Here is a 17,998-nt window from a genome sequence, read left to right as displayed (position 1 = left end):
GGGGTGAAATTATGGAACTTACAGTTGAAAAAGTATTTTTGGCTAGTATTTTTCATGATATTGGAAAATTTTATCAAAGAGCAGAAATTAATTCTTTAAAAAAGATAATAGCAGAAACTTATAGATATTCTATTGAAAGTTCGAAAAGTTATAGTCCAAGACACCAAGAATGGGGCGCGTATTTTTATAAAAACTCAGGTTTACCTTATAAAGATGAGATTGAAGGTGTAATTTTAAATCACCATAGCCCCATAAATTTGTTATCAGAGTTAGTTCAATTGGCTGATCATGTTTCGGCAAACGAAAGAGAGGACTATAGTTCTTCTGAAAACAAACGAGTAAAAAATATGGTTTCAATTCTTTCTTTGGTTTCTTTGAAAGATAACAAAAAGAATAAAAAATATAAAAGAGTGTCCAGACTATCAGAATTTAAGGAGTTAATTGATAGAGAAGAGGAAAATATAAAACTTTCGTACAAAAATTTATGGAATGAGTTTGAAGAACAAGTAAAAAACATTGTCAGAGAACACAAAAATACAGAAGAACTGGATATTACTGATCCATTCTATGAGAAAATATATTATCTATTGAAAGAATATACATCTAATGTGCCATCTGCATTTTTTTATTCTGAACCTGAAATTTCCCTGTTTTCTCATTTAAGTACCACTGCAGCAATTGCTATATCTATTTTCAAACAATATGAAGATGGTTTTAAAAGTGGCGATATAAACTTGTTCAAAGATGTTAAAAGTGACAAAAAGATAATGGGTATAGTAAAAGGTGATGTTTCTGGGATACAAAATTTTATATATAACGTCTCACAGGAACATGCTGTAAAAAAGCTTAGAGGTCGCTCTTTTTATGTTTCATATCTTTTGGAAATCATTGCAAGGTATATAATTTACTCTGAAAAATTGTCAATTAGTAATGTAATATACAATGGTGGTGGACACTTTTATCTTCTTGGACCGGCAATCATAATTGATAAACTCTCGTATTATCAGAAAAAAATCGAAGAAAATTTGTTTAAAGCACACGGCATAGAATTAACCGTAAATTTATCTGGAGAAAAAATATCACTCAATGAACTTAGCGGTGAATTATTCAAAAATATTTCCGAAAAAGTTGAAGATAAAAAGTTTAGAAAATTTGAAAGTATTCTGAAAAAAAACCATGAAGAAATATTTAACCTAAAGGATGTTTCACAAAATTTGTGCCCTTATTGTCACAGAGAATTAATAGGTGAAAAATGTGAGTTTTGTGAGTCTTTTGCAGAATTAGGGGATTTTCTCACAAAGAAAAATTCTTTCAAAATTTTAAAAACAAATAAAAAGATAGAAAAGATAAATAGTTATAACGATATTTTTAATTTGTTTGGATACGAAATAAAGTTTGGAGATAATTTAAAAGATTCTTATTTGACGGTAAAAGATAAAAAAATAGATTTTGGAAGATATATATATTTTATAAAATCTGCTAATTATGTTCCAAAGAAAGATGATGGAAGTATAGCCGATTTAGAGACTATAGCTAATAATTCAAAAGGGATAAAGAAATGGGGTGTTTTAAGAGGAGATGTAGATAATTTAGGAAAGGTTTTTGGGAAGGGGTTAGGTGATAAACCACCAATATCAAAAAAAGCTACACTTTCACAAGAAATTGAAATATTTTTTGGGAAATTTTTAGAAGATATTGTTAGGGAAAGATTTCCAAATTCTAGTGTTATATATTCTGGAGGAGATGATTTCTTTATTTTGGGACCTTGGAGCGATTTACCAAATTTGGCGTGGGAAATACAAAAAAGTCTAAGAAGTTTTAGTGGGGAAAATAAAGATATAACAGTTTCAATGGCGATGGAATTTGCTCCCGCAAAAAAATATCCCGTTTACCGGGTAGCATTGGGTGCTGGAAATAACTTGGACATTGCAAAGGATTACAAAAGGAATGGGTATGAAAAAAATGCATTTTTTAATTTCAACAAGGTAGTTGGTTGGGAAGAGTTTGAAGAGTATACCCTAATAAAGGAAAAGTTAGAAAGCTTTATTAACAAAAATATTACTAGAAAAGTTTTATATGTTCTAAGACATTTTTCAGGTGAAAATAGAAAAATATGGAGGTTGTTTTATTATTTTTCGAGACTTGCTGATAGAAACAAAGAAATAGGAAAAGAAATACTTGGATTTTTAGATTTAATACTTAGAAATGATAACAAGTTGTATAAACATATTGATTCAATTACTTATTGGGTAGAATACGAAACTAGGGAGGGATAATATGGAAAATAAAGTGTTGATATCAAAAGAATTATCTGAAAAAATGCTTAATCCTGAGAAAGATCCAGATGGGAAGTTGCTATTTGAATATGCTAAGAAATTGGCAGAAGAAGTTAAAAGTATTAATTCAAATCAAATTAGAAAATATTTTAGTGAAGTAAAAAAGATTTCCATGGATGAAAGTAAATTTAAGTATGAGGTTAAAAGATTTTTAGCTGTTTTTTTGTACAATATAAAGAAGTTATCAAATTATAGGAGTATTATTAATCAAGCGGAAAATTTTGCAAATTCAATGAAAAATATGGTTTTGACTTTGGATGAAGGGGATATAAACTACTTGAAAAGATTTAAGGATTTTTGGGAAGCATTAGTAGCATATCATAAATATCTAGAAACTACAAATAAAAGAAGATAATTTTTAAGGAGGGAGAATATGGAAAGAATAAATTTTAAAGGAAAATTTATTGTAAAGGCTGAATTAGTTTTACTTACTGGACTACATATTGGGGGGCAAGATAATACGATGGAGATTGGAGGTATTGATAATCCAGTTATAAAAGATGAACGTGGTATACCGTATATTCCTGGAACAAGTCTTAAAGGAAAACTTAGAACACTTATGGAATACTATCATGAAAAAATTGATGAAAATAAACTTGTTTGGGTAAAGAAAGGTGAAATTAAAATTCATATGTGCGATGATAAAGACTGCCCTGTGTGTAATTTGTTCGGAAGAAATCATGGGAAACATACCTTTGTAAATGATGAAAATAAAGTGTTTGAGAATTTAATGCCTACAAGGTTAATAGTTAGAGATGCCAAATTAATACAAGAAAGTATTACAGATGAAATGAGAAATAATCTAGATACTAGTTATACAGAAGTAAAACACGAAAATACAATTGATAGAATAACTTCTTCTGCTAATCCAAGACAAAATGAAAGAGTACCTGCTGGAGCAAGGTTTAAAGTTGAATTTGTCATTAATGTGTATAACGATGAAAAAGTAAAATATTTAAAAGAGTTGATAACTGCTATGAAATTACTTGAAGATGATTATTTGGGTGGTTCTGGTTCAAGGGGATATGGAAAGGTGAAATTTGAAAATATTTCTATTTCGTTTAGAGATAAAGGATTTTACTTGGGAATTTCGGATGAAAAAGAATTAAAAAAATTGAATGATACTACTGAAAAGATAGATTGGGAAAGTATGAAAATAGAATGAAATGGGGTTTGATAAGATGAAAAAATATAGGGTAAAGTTAAAGTTTAGGACCCCTCTACATGTTGGAGAAAAAGATAATATTTATAATGCGGTTTCCAAGTTTGTGCATTCTGATACAATATTTTCTGGTTTGGTAAATGCGTATAATATTTTATTTGGTGGTGAAAAAACCGAAAAATTTCTCAATGTAATTATTGAAGATCCAGATATATTTAGAATTTCGTCTTCATTTTTCTACTATAAAGATATATACTTTTATCCTAAACCTTTTGGGTATAACTTTGGTTTGGATAAGTTTTACCTAGATGATATGAAAAAAATAAGGAAATTAGAGTTTGTTTCGGAAGAATTTTTGAAAGGAAATGTTGAAAATCCAGTTATATTTGGCAAATTTGCAACGAATGGAAAAAATGTAGAAGAGTTTGTCCATGTTAGAGATGTTCCAAGAATAGTCAATGATAGAATTACAAATGAGGTAAGTATCTTTTATATGTCATACGTTACTTTTGACAAAGATAGTGGTTTGTGGTTTTTTTTAGATGTTGATGAAAGTTTGGAAAATGAAGTTTTTGCTTCTTTAAAGTTATTGGGGGATGAAGGAATTGGTGGAGAAAGGACATATGGATATGGAGCATTTGAGTTTGATGTGGAAGAAGTAGATTTAAAAAGTGAAGGTAAAATGTTTTTGTTGCTGTCCTCCTATTATCCCAAGGATCAATCAGAAGTAAGAAAAGTTATTTATTACAAAATTTATGAAAAGACTGGTTATGTTTTTTCGCTATATGATAATACCAAAAGACAACCAATAGTTCGGTTATTTAGCGAAGGTAGCGTATTTTCAGATAAAGTTGTAGGAAAAATACTAGATATTACACCTAAAGGTTTTAAGTATCATAGGGTTTATAAATATGCGCGAGCCTATTTAATTCCAATTGAAAAGGAGGCTCTTAAATAATATGGTGTTTAATTATAAAATAGAAATTTTAACTCCTACAGTTATACTTTCTGGAGATAAAATAAAAAGTTTTGAAATAATAAAAGATGGTAATAAAGCATTTGTTGTTGATTTTGATAGGTTAATAAGAAATGAAGAAAATTTTATGAATTTTGTAATAAATTATCCAGAAATATTGGGGGATAGGAATAACTTTCTAAATACGTTAAAAAGATTGAATATAAATTATAAGAATTATATTAAAAATGAAATTAAAGGTTATATAAAGGGAAACACGGAAGTTAGTGAATTTGTAAAAACTGCTGGAAGGCCTTATATCCCTGGATCTTCCTTAAAAGGTGCAATTAGAACTTTTTTGATTAAAGGGACTCAATTTCAAGGAGAGTATGAGAAGAAATTTCAATATTTATTAGAATCTAAAAAAGATAATAAGAAAGATATTAAGAAACTTGTAAAAAATATTGATTTAAAAGTTTTCGGAAAAGCTGTTATGTCACCTTTTAAACTTTTAAAGGTTTCTGATTCTAATTATTTAGAGTACAATGATTTAAAAATAACAAATATTCAAGTTTATCATTTGTTAAAGAATAAGACTGTATTAGATCTTTATGCTGAGTATTTGGATAGTGGAAAAGTATTAAATGGAACAATTAAAATTGATGATTTTGAAAAGTATGGAAATATGGATTTTATTTTGAGGCATTATTACAAAGATCCACGTTTAATTTTCAATGATTTTGTGAAAAACATAAATTTGGGTGTAAAAAGGTATATTGAAAAAGAAAAAGAAATAGTAACTGAACAAGGTATTGAAGATTTAAAAAGATCCTACAATATGTTGGAAGATAAGTTAAATAATTTGAATGAAAATCAGTTTTTGTTACAACTAGGTTTTTCAACAGGATTTTATTCAAAAACAATTTTTGTAAAGAATTTGGAAGCAAAACAAGTAAGATTTTTAAAAAGTATTTTAGGTAAAAGGAAAAAAAATTATAAACCAGAGTTTTTCCCATTGACAAGAAGAGTGGTAAAAAAAGATGGGGTGATGCAACCATTAGGATGGATTATGGTAACTTTAACGAAAAAATAGGAGTGAAATTGATTTTCGAGTTTAAACTTGATTTTCCATTGTATTTGGGAAAAGGTAATTTTGAGAATCTCAAAAAAGAATTAACCAGTGTAGGGTTTTCCGATTTTAGTTTTTCGGGTTTTTTATCGGATAAAGTTTTTAAATCTGAAAATGGCTTTTATATAAAATCAAGAGCGTTTTTTATAATTAAGACATTTTTTAACAAAAGGATAGCGGATATTTTAAATAATAAAATATACGGGTTAAAACCACATAAAATTTATATAAATAGATTAAATTTTAATAGAGAGTTTTATGTATTGAACAGCAATTTAGATTTAGATTTAGTAGAAGATTATAGTGATTTTATAAGAGAAAAGTTGATTGAAAAATATAGAGAGTTGTATGGTAAAAATCCTGATGATAATTCTTTGGTTGTAATAATTAAGAATGGAAAAAATTATAAAAAAGCTTTGTTCTTTGGTTCAAAAAAATTAATTAATTTGGCAAATGTATTAGGACTTTATGGTACAGGGGGATATAGGGGATTTTTGGTTGAAGATAAAAAATTTGGAGTGATAAATAATGAGATTAAAAGTGAGCTTTGAATTTGAAAAGTTAGTTCTTCCAATAGATTATAACCATATTTTACAATCTACTATTTTGAATTTGATTTCCAATGATGATTTTAAGAGTTTTATTCATGATCAAGGATATATTTATGAAAAGAGAAAATTCAAACTTTATACTTTTTCAAGAATATATGGAAAGTTTAGTATCGACAAAGAAAAGGGAAAGATTACATTTTTTGACAGTGCAAATTTTATTGTTTCATCTTATGATGATATGTTTTGTCGATATCTTGCAGAAAGGTTTTTAAGCTTTGAAAATATTTATTTAGGAGGAAATTTTGTATCTCCAAAAAGTATTGAAGTTGATTATTTTAAATCTGAAAACAGTTTAAAGACCATTACAAAATCTCCGGTTACAGTTTATTCGACTTATTTAGACGAAAATGGAAAGAAAAAAACCTTGTATTATTATCCAGATGATCCAAAATTTGAGAAAATAGTTGAACAAAATATCTATAAAAAATATTATTCTATTTATAAAAAAGAACCAAAAGGAATTATCAATATCAAGCATGTTGGAAAAAATCCCAAAAGAATTGTTGTTTATTATAAAGGTTTTAAAATTGTGGGTTGGATGACAGCTTTTGATTTATTTGGTGATGAAGAGTTGATTAAGATAGCATATGAAGCAGGAATTGGTGCAAAAAATTCACAGGGGTTTGGGTTACTTGAAAAGATATAAGGATAATAGTGGGTAGTATAAATATAAAAATCGCTCTTTCTTTTAAAGAACTTCTTTCATTATTGATAAGGAAAATAAGCTAATTATTTTTTGAATTTAATTACAAAAACATTTCAGTGGTTTTACTCATTACATCAATGAATTAAGGTTAAGAAGAATATATAAACTATTCCTATAATTAATGTAAGAAAAACAGGTACTATTTTCCATCTCATGTATTCAAAAAATCCAAATTTTCTTCCTAAATTTTTTTCCAAGTAATTTACGGCAACTAAATTTTGAACTGCGCCAAGTGGTGTTAAACTTGTTGCAAAGTTTGAAGCTATGGCAAATGTCCACCACAGTATAGGGTTAACACCGTGTGATACTAATATTTTTATTACAGGTGCTAATATTAGAGCAGATGGTACGTTATTTAATATTGGAATTGTAATTATCGATAAGATGTAAAATATTCCTAATATTATCAGGTTATTACTTTTAAATGGTAAAAATAGATTAGCAATTTGTTGAGTAAAACCTATCTCTTCTAGAGCATAGGAAGTCATATAAAGTCCTGCAAAGAAAAATAACATATCCCAATCAATATCTTTTCCGACATCTTCATATCCATTTGAAAATTTAATTATTAATATTGAACCACCTATGAGTGCAATTACAGATAATTCTAAATTTAAAGTTGAATGTAGAATGAATAAAATAATTACTATTATAAAGTCTATTAATGAAAACCACATCATTTTTGGGTTTGTGATAGCCTTTTTTTCATCCATTTGGTTTAATTTTTCAATATTTTTTAGAGATTTTTCATCAACTTTTAGGTGTTTTTTGAAGTATAATAAAACACCTATAAAAGCTAAAATTGAAACAGGTCCCATTACTTTAATAAAATCATTAAACGAATAACCGCTAATTGATCCTATTACAAGATTTAGAGGACTTCCTATTAGTGTGGCAGAACCACCTATGTTATCCATTAGAATAGTAAGCATAATTAATGGGATAGGATTAAGTTCTAACATATCAGAAATTAAAAAAATCATAGGGGCCATTACAAGAATAGTGACAACATTGTCTAAGAATGCAGATGTTAATGCAACAATAATCATTAGTAAAGTCATGGTTAAAAAGAATTTTTTTCCGCCAAATTTGATTATTTTTATAGAAAAATACTCGAAAAATCCAGATTTATTAAGAAAGGCAACAATCATCATCATTCCTGTTAATAAACCCAGAGTATCCACGTCAACAATGTGACTAAAATTCTCCGAATTGAGTCCATTTACCAGTCTTAAAGCTGAAATTAACAGCGCTAGACTAAATACAACAGCAGGTTTATTTTTCTTTCCGAAAATTATGTATAAATAGGAAGTTAAAACAATGATAATAACTAATATGTGTTTTAAAGGCATTTTTTATTCCTCTTTTCCATCAAGATTTTTAAAAAAACTCCGAAGAATATTATATACCAAAAGATCAGATTGTGTAAATTTTATTTTTGTTATAGATTGTAATTTTTGTTAGTTTTAAGTTAAATTTTTATTTCATATTTTATGGATTTGCAATTGTTGTAAATAGCTTGTTTGGCAAGCTTATCTGCTAAATCATTGTATTTATTTCCTGAATGTGCTTGAATTTTTTTGAATTTTATATTTACAAATTTTGAGTAATAATCATACTTTTCTTTGTAAAATTTAGATATTTCCTTTTTTGTTTTCCAATATCCAAGAGCCCATTTTTCAATTCCTTCATAATCGTAATTTATTTCAATACATTTTAAATTTTCTTGTTTTGCATATTCAAAAGCAAGTAACGTTGCAAATATTTCACCTGATACATTTCTACTTTCAATGAATTTTGTTATGGAATAATTTTTACAGTATTTTTCAATTCTATCTTTTTTGACAATTACTAGTCCTGAACCAAATTTTTTTAAATTATCATCATAACTACCATCAACAAAAGCTTTTATACAATCATAATTTTGATTATTATTGATTGTGTTGTTATAATTTTTGTTTTTAGCATTGAAAATATTAAGAAAATCTTTGGCAATTTTTTCCGAAGTTGCTTCTGACAAAATTATTCTCGTAACATCACATTTTTTGTTATAAAATACTTGTATTTTAAGATATTTATTATCTTTTTGTAGATAATATACTTCTTGGTAATCAAAATGTTTTATGGAAATTATTTTAAAATTGTAAGAAGTTATGTTTTTTATTAATTTGTTATGTATAACTTTAGAACATTCTTTATTTAATTTTTCATTTTCAACTGGAATTTTTATTTTGTTTTTTATAACATACTTATCAGAGATTTTAATATTATTATTTTCTATAGAGTTGATTTGTAACGGTGTTATATATACTTTCTTTTTTGCACGTGTAATTGATGTGTATAGCCATTTAAAATATTCTTTGGATTTCAAGGAATTGTAAAATTCGGTATCAACATAAACATTTTCCCATTCTCCTCCCTGTGCTTTGTGGGGGGGAATAGCATAGCCATATTTCACATATAGTGCGTTAAAGTAAGGGTTGTTTTCAAGGTGTTTATGTAATTCATTATTTTTAATATTTCCAACCATATTTTTAGTTAATACGATTAATGCTATTTGTAAATCTCTTTCACTGGTACTTTTTGTGTAAAGACTATTTGCAAGGACTTTGAATTTTAGTACATTATTAGTTAGTATATTTTTGAGTTTTAAATCATAAAATATTAAATCTATTGGTTTTTTACCACGTAAATAAATACTTTGCTTTTCGTTTGAGATAATATCTAAAACCTCAAAGAATTCTCCGTTTAAGATAGTTTGGTTTTGAAAATGAACATTTCGCGTATTTAGTAATATATCTCCTATTTTGAATGTTTGTTTTAGATTCTTCATTTTTCTAATTTTTTTGTTATATTCAAGTGCTTTTTTATTTGTTGAACATATGATTATATTGTTATTTGTATTATTAACATCGTATTGTGAAATTAAATTTGGAGTTTCTACGAAATCATTTGAAAGTGATAAGTTTAAATCAAAAAATTTATTATTTTGAATATGTTTTTTTATTAGAAGCGCATTTTTTAGAATAAAACTATCTGATTTTTGTCTTACTACTTTATCTAATGTAATTTTTTTACCATCAAGATGAAATTTTTCTTTTAGATAAAATTCATCAAGTGCAGGTGAAAATGAAGAATTGACAGGAGGAAGTTGGTAGTTATCTCCTACAAATATTATTTTGTTATGTTTCCCATATTTTATGTGGGTAATAAGATCTGTTAATAATTTTCCACTTCCAAATACTAAAAAATCGTTGTTGTTTACATCGGAAATCATTGAGCTTTCATCAACAATATAAATTGTTTTATCATTTTTATTAATATTTAAAGAAAAATATATTTTCGATTCATCATTTTTTTCTTTAACTTCCATATTGGTAAAACTGTAAATTTCACTATGTATTGTCTTAGCTTCAAAGCCAGATTTTTCTGAGAGTATTTTTGCCGCTCTTCCGGTAGGTGCAAGAAGAACAAAATTGATACTTTTTTTATTTAAGTACTGTGCATATTTAGATATAAGAAAATTTTTACCAGTACATGCACTTCCAGAGATAATGAGAAAATCTAATGGATTGTTTATAAAATCTTCTAATGTTTCTATAGCATATTTTTTATCTTCAAAGTTAGTGTTGAAGAACATTAAATCCCTCCATTTTATTATATACTTATTTTATATTATACGACAAAAATATTAAACATGAATATTTAATATGCGCCTTAATTTTTAAGGTAACAGCTAAAGTTTGAATTCTTGAAGTAATATGAAAAATATGTTATGATATTTTTAAGTTTAAACATAGAAGTAGAGTTAGATATAACTTTCTCTAAGTGATAATGTTTTATAGTAATCTAAAACAATAAGAGCGAGGTGAAAGTTATGATATTTGGCTGGAAAGAATGTCCAAGGTGTGGTGAGGAAGTTAGAGATAATAGAAAAAGTTGTAAATGTGGTTGGAAATTTTATAAGAAAAAATGCCCAAGATGTGGAGAGTATCTGGATGATTCAGAGAAAATATGTTATCGGTGTGGTTGGTATTTTTACTGGGAAGATCATATTGGAGAAGATGACGAAGATGAATACGATTATGAAGAGGATGATTGTTGGGATTTTTGGAGAGAAACTGCTGAAGATATTTTAGGCGAAGATTTAAGTAATATAGACGGGGCAACTTTGGGTGAAATTTTAGATGATTTAGGTTTTTGAAGAATTTTGTATACTAAAACATTGATATATATGATTGATGTAGTGCGTAAAGTAATTATTTTTAGTGATGGTTAGGATTAATGTTTTCTTTATGTTTATATCATGGGAGATTTAATAATCTTCCTTTTTATTCTTGAAATATACCTTTTTGTTTCTTGATATAGATTAAAATTTTGATATAATTAAAAAAGATGAAGAATAAAAGAATATTTTTATCAATTATATTTGCGGTTATTTCTGGACTTACTGTAGTTTCAATTATGAGTTTCTTACACAAAGGGAATATTAATATAGTTTCCCTAATTTTTTCTGTACCAATAAAAATTTATTTAGTGGCTTTTTTAATATTTTTTTCTTCGTATTTTTTAGAGGCATTTCGTATGATGTATCTTTTATGGCATAGAGGGTACAAGGTAAGTTATTTTTCGTTGTTGTATAACAATATATTGGGGTATTTCTTTTCTTATCTTACGCCTTTTGCCATGGGAGGCCAACCCTTTCAGATTTATCATTTAGTAAAAAAAGGCGTTGATTCAAGTTATGCAACAGGGATTATGGTTGCAAGGGTTTTGCAAAACTCTTTAGGTGGAGCGATTATTGCAATAATAATGCTTAACACAAGTATGGGATGGATTATGGATAAGGGAAAATTAGTCTTATTAGGAATTGCTATAAGTTTAATTTCTTCATTTATACTTATTTTGTCAATGGTTGTCCCTGAAGTTATGATACCGATAGTTAGAGGAATGTCAAAGATATTAAGAAAAACAAATTGGGTTACTAGATTTGAAAATTGGGTTTCAAATTTCAAGAGTAGTCTTGAGTATATGTGGAAAGAAAACACTTACATAATGATTGTAGATATATTAGGTTGGTTCTTTATAGTTATGCTTCAGCTTTTTTCTTTATTTTATATTCTTAAGGGTATATCATCTTTGAAAATAAATTTTTGGTTTTTGTTTGGATCAATTAATGCAGTAAATGCAATAGCGTATTTTATTCCTACTCCGGGTTCATCTGGTGGGATAGAAGCAACTTATCAATATGTGCTTTCAAGTATTGTTGGTAATTCTGAAATATCACTTATTGCAATAACTGGTTGGAGATTTATAGCTTATTATTTACAGCTGGTGTTGGGAACTTTTATGCTTTGGATAAATAACAAACATGTTGAAGAGTAGGTGAAAAATTCATATGATTTATATTATATTTGGTATAGTACTTTCAATTGTAGCAATTTCTTTTTTAGGGTATTCATTTTTTACAAATATCTTTCTTTTTTTAGGAGTGGTTGTTTTTTTTCTTTTGAAAATTTTGTTAAATATAAATAAGTCGAAGAATGTTGCAGAAAATAATCAAGAGGAAAAATTATGCGCAATTGTTTCTGCAAAGGATGAAGTAGAAACAATTAGGAGATCTATAAAAAGTCTTCTCTCTCAAAGTTATAAAAACATTGAAATTGTTCTTGTTGATGATGGATCAACTGATAGTACCTATAAAATAATGTGTGAGTATCAAAAAATATACCCTGATAGAATTCATGTTAAAAGAAATGAAAAAGGTCAAGGAAAATTGAAAAATATTTTAAAAGTAACAGAAGAATTTGACGCAGATATTTATTTTGTTATGGATGCGGATAATATTATTCCAGAGAATTATATAGAATATTATGTAAAAAGGATGAAAGACGTTGATGTAACTGAAAGTACACTTGGAGCGTATAACGAGAAAGATTCTTTTCCAGCTTTAATGCATACTATAGAGATACTTCTTTTAAGTTTTTTAAGGTATACTAATATTTTTTCCTCCTTCACTGGAAGAGGAATGTTTATTAGAAAAAAGGTTTTCGAATATATAAAGAATCATTTGAATTATCAAGGTGTTGATGATGGGGCAATGATAAATAGCGCAGTTGATCAAGGAAGATTTAAATTTAAATATTTTTATGGCCCAGTACTTTTAGAATATGCAACAGTAGGTATGAAGGATTTCGTAAAACAAAGATTTAGATGGTATGGTAAAGGAATGGCAGAAGCCGTGGAAAATGGGGCTAAAAGAGTTCTTGTTTCTTTTGGAATAGAAATAGGAGGGATATGGTCAATTGTAATATTACCATTTTTTTCACATTTTAATATACTTTTTTTAGTAGAGTTTTTGTCTGTTTTATCAATACTAGGGATTGAATTGAAAATTTTTTACAAGTTAAAATCAAATATAATAAAAACGATTGCGGGAATTATTTTGATGGTATTTGTTGATGCGGGAATTGTACTAGTTTCTTTTTTACAATTAAAAAAGTTTAAGAAAAAACTAGATTGGTATAAGGTAAAGAAAAATTAAAAAATAATATGTTATTAGCGTCAAAAAAATTAAGAAAAGCTCAAATAAAACATGGCTCCAGCATAATATTGGAGCCATGTTTTTTTAGTTAAGTGAATTTTCTTTTTGTTTAACCTGCTAATAAATCCAAAATTGATGAATATTTCTTATTCTATTGTTTCTTCTATTTCAATTTCCCTTGAGTATTTAAACATAGCAATGATTCCTTCGATGATCATCCATATGGCTATAAACAAAGTTATTGATGAAACAAAAACAAGTAACCAGTTGTGTTGAGAAATAAATTTTCCAAGATTTTGATATGATGCAGTTAATGTAACGATTAGCATTATTATCATAGGAATAGCAGTAACCCATATGGGTTTTCTTTTTTTGGCAAGATATACAGTGGCAACCAAGAGTGCAAGTCCTGCTAGAAGCTGGTTAAGTGCTCCAAAAACTGGCCAAAGTATTAATGCACCTTTTCCACCAGGACTTACCATACATAGTCCAAAGGCTAATAGTATGACGATGAATGTTGCAATATATCTGTTGTTGAATGGTTTTATTACTTTTCCATTTTTTGTTCTTAAAAGCTCTTGAAGTCCAAATCTTTGTATACGTGTTGCAGAATCAAGTGTTGTGCCTGCAAATGAAACGATAAAGACAGCCATTATTGAACGTGCAAGTTCTAGAGGAACTCCAAATGAATTCATTAAATTTGCAGAACCATCTATAACTGCTTTTAGTTTTGCCGCTAATCCACTAGCGGTGGCCCATGAAGCGTAATGTTGTGTGAATGCTGCTGTGCCTCCACCGTTCATGCCAATCCCCGCTGTTACTGCAACAATTATTAAAGTTGCAAGAGCACCCTCAAGTAACATTCCACCAAAACCTACTGGCAACGCATCTGTTTCCTTTTCAAGTTGTTTTACTGTTGTTCCAGAAGCTGCAAGACTGTGGAACCCACTAATTGCACCACAAGCAATTGTTATAAATAAAGCTGGAAAAATAGATGGAGCATCATTGACATGATGAAATGCCGGGGCAACTACCTTTGGGTGACCAATAAATACACCTAAAAGAAGTAATGCCATTGCTATTAAAAGTTCATGTGAGTTTATGTAATCACGAGGTTGAAGTAACCTATGTACTGGTAAAGTTGACGCAAAGAATACGTAGATGTACAGTATGATGATCCACGTTATTATTGGAGAACCACCAAGTGCTGGAACTTTTATTGGGAAATAAAGTCCAATAAAGATAGTAACGTACATCAAAAATACTGCTATTATCGAGTATATGGTATCGTTTTTATTCTTTTTATACACCATATATCCAAGCCAAATAGCAATAGGTATTTCCATCCAAACTGGAAAGACACTTGCAGGATACATGTTAAATAGTATTCCCATAATTAAACCAAAAATCGCTATTACAATCCAAAGCAAAAATTGGATAAGAAGTAGAAATATTATTCCTACTCTATTAGAGATAACTCCTCTTGTTAATTCACCTAGAGTGCTACCTTTGTTTCTAGCACTTATAGCAAGTGCCATAAAGTCGTGAACTGCACCCATAAAAATTGGACCAAGTAGAACCCATAAAAATGCAGGAACCCATCCCCAGATAACTCCTATAGCCGGTCCAACAATTGGACCTGTTCCAGCAATTGTTGTGAAATGATGGCCAAGAAGTATGTGCTTTTTGGTTGGTACATAATCTACGCCATCATAAAATTCCTTTGATGGGACAGGGTTTTTGTCGTTTAAGCCCATGAGTTTTTTTGCAATCCATTTACCATAGGTTTGGTATGCAACTATATATCCAAAGAAAGCTATTAAAACGAGAAATACGGAGTTCATGGTTTAACCACCTCCATTATAAAGTTTTGGTATATCCATTGTAACGTGGATTAATAATATGAAGGAACAACTAGAGCAAAATTTGGAATGAAAAGTTAAATATGAATTATAAGAGGTGCAAATATCGCTTGACAAGTTTAGAATATTTTTTACTAACTGGTATAGTAATTTCACAAGAGTCACCAAGTTTTAAAAGTAAGTTTTTTCTTTCTTTGGTTATTTTTTTTAATTTATTCATGTTTACGATAAAAGATTTGTGAACGCGTAAAAAACTATCTGGGAGCTTTTTTTCCAAGGTTCCAATGTTTAGTTTGTGAATTTTATATTCTTTTTCTAAAGTTATTGCAGTTGCTGTTTTGCCGAAAGATTCAATATATAGAATTTTTTCTATATCTAAAAGTAAGATGCCGTCTTGATCTATAACGGGAAGTTTTTCAAAATGTGGTCTAAATAACTCTAGAATCTTATCAACACACTGTTTAAAGCGTGTTTCAGTAACAGGCTTTACAAGATAATCAATTGCGTTAATTTCAAATGCCTCTGCACCATATTCTGGATATGCAGTAACAAAAACAACTTTTATATCTTTTAAAAAACGCGCAAATTCCAATCCATTTTTTCCATTTAAGTTTATATCTAAGAATAAAATATCCAAGTTGTTTAAGTTTTTAATTTCGTCAATTGATTGGTATTCTCCTATAAGTTCGAATTCATTAATTGACAGTATAAGTTTCTTTAGGTGTTCACGTGATGCAAATTCATCTTCAACTATTGATACTTTTATCATATTTTCACCTCGCAGGTAGATCAAATATTACTTTTAGTCCATTGGAATTCTCAAATAAAAGAGAAGCCTGGTTGTTGTAGATCAGCTTTAAACGTTCGCTAACAAGTTTGAGACCTGTTCCCATTGTAATTTTATCTATACCTGGCCCGTGATCGCGAATTTCAATCCTTAGTCGATCTTCGTTGATATGGCATGATATTTCAATTTTTATTTTATTATTTTTCCTTCCATACTTAATTGCATTTTCAATTACAGGTTGAAAAATAAAAGGAGGAATTTTTACATCTATTTTGGGGCAGTTTATTTTGTATTCTAAAATTTCAGGATATCTCATTTTCATTATTCCAAGATAATTTTCTATTGCATTTATTTCGGATTCTAAAGTTGTTAATTTATCTTTCCTCTCATAAATATAACGTAGTAATTCAGAAAGTTTGTCTATACATTCTACGGACTTTTTTGGCTCTACATTTGAAAAATATCTTACTGTACTTAGTGTGTTAAAGAGGAAATGTGGGCTAAGTTTAGAAGTGAATTCACGAAGTTGTGCTTCTTTTGCAAGTTTTGCTTCAATTACGGCTTTTTGAATTGAAAAAACAAGTGATAGTATGTGAACTATTTTTTTTCCAAAGAATATATGAACTTCTTTCATCTTGTCCTTGGAGGAAAAGATTAATGTTCCAGCTGTATCATCTCCAATTGTAATAGGGAAAACTATATACCATGTTCCATTTTTAAAGAATTTCAAAATCTTTTTGCTTTTTATGGATTTTTTGTAATCTATTTCAAGATTTAGATCTTCTGGATATTTCGAGATAATGGAATTTTGCGAGGTTACAAATACGCCGTCTACAGGTGAATTTTGTGCTATTATTTGGCATATTTTTGAGATATTTTGTTCGCTATTTTTTGTATTGATAGTTCCAATTAGCTCTTCAAAAATGGATATAAACCAGTTTGTAGTGATTTTTGACACAAGTTGCATTTGCCATTCGAAATTTTTAAACATAGTAGCAAGTAGTGTAACACCAAATGTATTTACAACAACCATGGGAATAAAGATTTTGTGAGTTATATCTATTGCTAAACTTTCTGGAAATATCATATAACGAGCAATTGCAAGATGAACTGTTTCTGCAAAAGACGCTGTAAAAAAAATTGTAATTATAGAAGGATTACCGTGTGTTAAATAGTGGATAGATGCGGCAATAATTCCAGAAAGAAATGTTCCAATAGCGCAAGGGATTGCTGAGATTCCACCTAGAAAAAGTCGATGTGCAGAAGCTATACCTCCAGCAATAAAAGCAGATGGAAATCCACCAATTAAAGAAGTAAATATCACACCAACATCCCTGTAGTTTATTATTGCCCCTTTGTACCATATTCCTAAATAAGTTCCAATTATTCCAAAAATAGCACCAAGAATTCCTAAAAGTATTGCATTATGCGATTTTATGAGTTTTATAAATAAGCTTCTAGTATTGTATAATGTAAGTATCATGTACATTATGACAATAAGAAGTGATAACCTGGAAAGTAAGTTAATTAGAGCGTTTGTAATGCTCAACAGGGATCACGCTCCATCCCTCTAAAACCAAATTCATCCAAAGGTGCAATATAAGAGTTTTTTGTGGTTTTGAAGATTCTCTTTGCATCGTTTACAAATTTTGGTGTTACTATTATTTCAAGGTAATCCACTTTTTTTGAAAATTCATTGGGATATCCTATTGGTTTTTTGGAAACAAAAACGATAAATTTTTTTGCAAAGCCTAGTTCTTTGTATTTAATGATGCTTTTTACATCAGAGGATGTAAAATGGGTACCATACAATATAGCACAGTCATACATCATCTATCACCAACTTTCATGAATTGTATCGTTAAAATTATATCATAGTTAAACTTTCAAAGTTGTTGAAAAAATT

The 17,998-nt window shown here is 28.5% G+C and carries 16 protein-coding genes; 10 read left to right on the top strand and 6 right to left on the bottom strand.

Annotation, left to right across the window (positions count from 1 at the left end):
* Positions 1 to 11: 11 nt before the first annotated feature.
* Genes cas10 through cas6 form a run of 7 tightly spaced genes read left to right on the top strand, consistent with a single transcriptional unit; the run spans position 12 to position 6,839 of the window.
* Entirely contained in the window at positions 12 to 2,276 is a 2,265-nt protein-coding gene (cas10, locus tag XO08_RS00600) for a type III-A CRISPR-associated protein Cas10/Csm1 (RefSeq protein WP_075665148.1), read from the top strand.
* Between the two features lies 1 nt (position 2,277).
* Positions 2,278 to 2,691, top strand: a complete 414-nt coding sequence (csm2, locus tag XO08_RS00595) for a type III-A CRISPR-associated protein Csm2 (RefSeq protein ID WP_077286968.1) — start codon at positions 2,278 to 2,280, stop codon at positions 2,689 to 2,691.
* Between the two features lie 18 nt (positions 2,692 to 2,709).
* Positions 2,710 to 3,501: a type III-A CRISPR-associated RAMP protein Csm3 gene (gene csm3, locus XO08_RS00590; protein WP_077286965.1), complete on the top strand. Its 792-nt coding sequence runs from the start codon at positions 2,710 to 2,712 to the stop codon at positions 3,499 to 3,501.
* 16 nt (positions 3,502 to 3,517) lie between these two features.
* A complete protein-coding gene (gene csm4 / locus XO08_RS00585) occupies positions 3,518 to 4,456 on the top strand; it encodes a type III-A CRISPR-associated RAMP protein Csm4 (RefSeq protein ID WP_075665146.1) in 939 nt (312 codons plus the stop codon).
* Between the two features lies 1 nt (position 4,457).
* Complete coding sequence (gene csm5, locus XO08_RS00580; protein ID WP_077286962.1) at positions 4,458 to 5,546, top strand: type III-A CRISPR-associated RAMP protein Csm5; 1,089 nt, start codon at positions 4,458 to 4,460, stop codon at positions 5,544 to 5,546.
* Positions 5,516 to 6,133: a hypothetical protein gene (locus tag XO08_RS00575; RefSeq protein WP_075665144.1), complete on the top strand. Its 618-nt coding sequence runs from the start codon at positions 5,516 to 5,518 to the stop codon at positions 6,131 to 6,133. The genes csm5 and XO08_RS00575 overlap by 31 nt, the downstream gene beginning before the upstream one ends.
* A complete protein-coding gene (gene cas6 / locus XO08_RS00570) occupies positions 6,111 to 6,839 on the top strand; it encodes a CRISPR-associated endoribonuclease Cas6 (RefSeq protein WP_075665143.1) in 729 nt (242 codons plus the stop codon). Before XO08_RS00575 ends, cas6 begins: the two co-directional genes overlap by 23 nt.
* Positions 6,840 to 6,973: 134 nt before the next feature.
* Here the strand turns inward: cas6 and XO08_RS00565 are convergent, their stop codons facing one another.
* Positions 6,974 to 8,251: an SLC13 family permease gene (locus tag XO08_RS00565; RefSeq protein WP_075665142.1), complete on the bottom strand. Its 1,278-nt coding sequence runs from the start codon at positions 8,249 to 8,251 to the stop codon at positions 6,974 to 6,976.
* Between the two features lie 119 nt (positions 8,252 to 8,370).
* Positions 8,371 to 10,539, bottom strand: coding sequence for an AAA family ATPase (locus XO08_RS00560; RefSeq protein ID WP_077286959.1), 2,169 nt, complete (start codon positions 10,537 to 10,539; stop codon positions 8,371 to 8,373).
* Positions 10,540 to 10,776: 237 nt separating this feature from the next.
* Between XO08_RS00560 and XO08_RS00555 the strand changes: the two genes are divergently transcribed.
* The 3 genes from XO08_RS00555 to XO08_RS00545 all read left to right on the top strand — a co-directional run bounded on the left by XO08_RS00555 (position 10,777) and on the right by XO08_RS00545 (position 13,443).
* Positions 10,777 to 11,103, top strand: coding sequence for a zinc ribbon domain-containing protein (locus tag XO08_RS00555; RefSeq protein WP_075665140.1), 327 nt, complete (start codon positions 10,777 to 10,779; stop codon positions 11,101 to 11,103).
* Positions 11,104 to 11,294: 191 nt separating this feature from the next.
* On the top strand, positions 11,295 to 12,284 hold the full coding sequence (locus XO08_RS00550) for a lysylphosphatidylglycerol synthase transmembrane domain-containing protein (RefSeq protein ID WP_077286956.1): 990 nt from the start codon (positions 11,295 to 11,297) through the stop codon (positions 12,282 to 12,284).
* Between the two features lie 13 nt (positions 12,285 to 12,297).
* Complete coding sequence (locus XO08_RS00545; protein WP_075665138.1) at positions 12,298 to 13,443, top strand: glycosyltransferase family 2 protein; 1,146 nt, start codon at positions 12,298 to 12,300, stop codon at positions 13,441 to 13,443.
* 146 nt (positions 13,444 to 13,589) lie between these two features.
* Here the strand turns inward: XO08_RS00545 and XO08_RS00540 are convergent, their stop codons facing one another.
* The 4 genes from XO08_RS00540 to XO08_RS00525 all read right to left on the bottom strand — a co-directional run bounded on the left by XO08_RS00540 (position 13,590) and on the right by XO08_RS00525 (position 17,925).
* Positions 13,590 to 15,287: a carbon starvation protein A gene (locus tag XO08_RS00540; protein WP_075665137.1), complete on the bottom strand. Its 1,698-nt coding sequence runs from the start codon at positions 15,285 to 15,287 to the stop codon at positions 13,590 to 13,592.
* A 106-nt stretch (positions 15,288 to 15,393) separates the two neighbouring features.
* Positions 15,394 to 16,074, bottom strand: coding sequence for a LytTR family DNA-binding domain-containing protein (locus tag XO08_RS00535; RefSeq protein ID WP_075665136.1), 681 nt, complete (start codon positions 16,072 to 16,074; stop codon positions 15,394 to 15,396).
* Positions 16,075 to 16,078: 4 nt separating this feature from the next.
* The gene (locus tag XO08_RS00530; RefSeq protein WP_075665135.1) at positions 16,079 to 17,641 is read right to left on the bottom strand and encodes a LytS/YhcK type 5TM receptor domain-containing protein; all 1,563 of its coding nucleotides are present in this window, start codon (positions 17,639 to 17,641) and stop codon (positions 16,079 to 16,081) included.
* Entirely contained in the window at positions 17,638 to 17,925 is a 288-nt protein-coding gene (locus XO08_RS00525; protein WP_143609904.1) for a hypothetical protein, read from the bottom strand. The genes XO08_RS00530 and XO08_RS00525 overlap by 4 nt, the downstream gene beginning before the upstream one ends.
* Positions 17,926 to 17,998 lie beyond the last annotated feature (73 nt).

The sequence above is a fragment of the Thermosipho sp. 1074 genome, from assembly GCF_001999655.1.
Classification (GTDB): domain Bacteria; phylum Thermotogota; class Thermotogae; order Thermotogales; family Fervidobacteriaceae; genus Thermosipho; species Thermosipho affectus.
The sequence above is the reverse complement of the archived record's forward strand: the minus strand, read 5'-3'. Positions and strand labels throughout refer to the sequence as shown.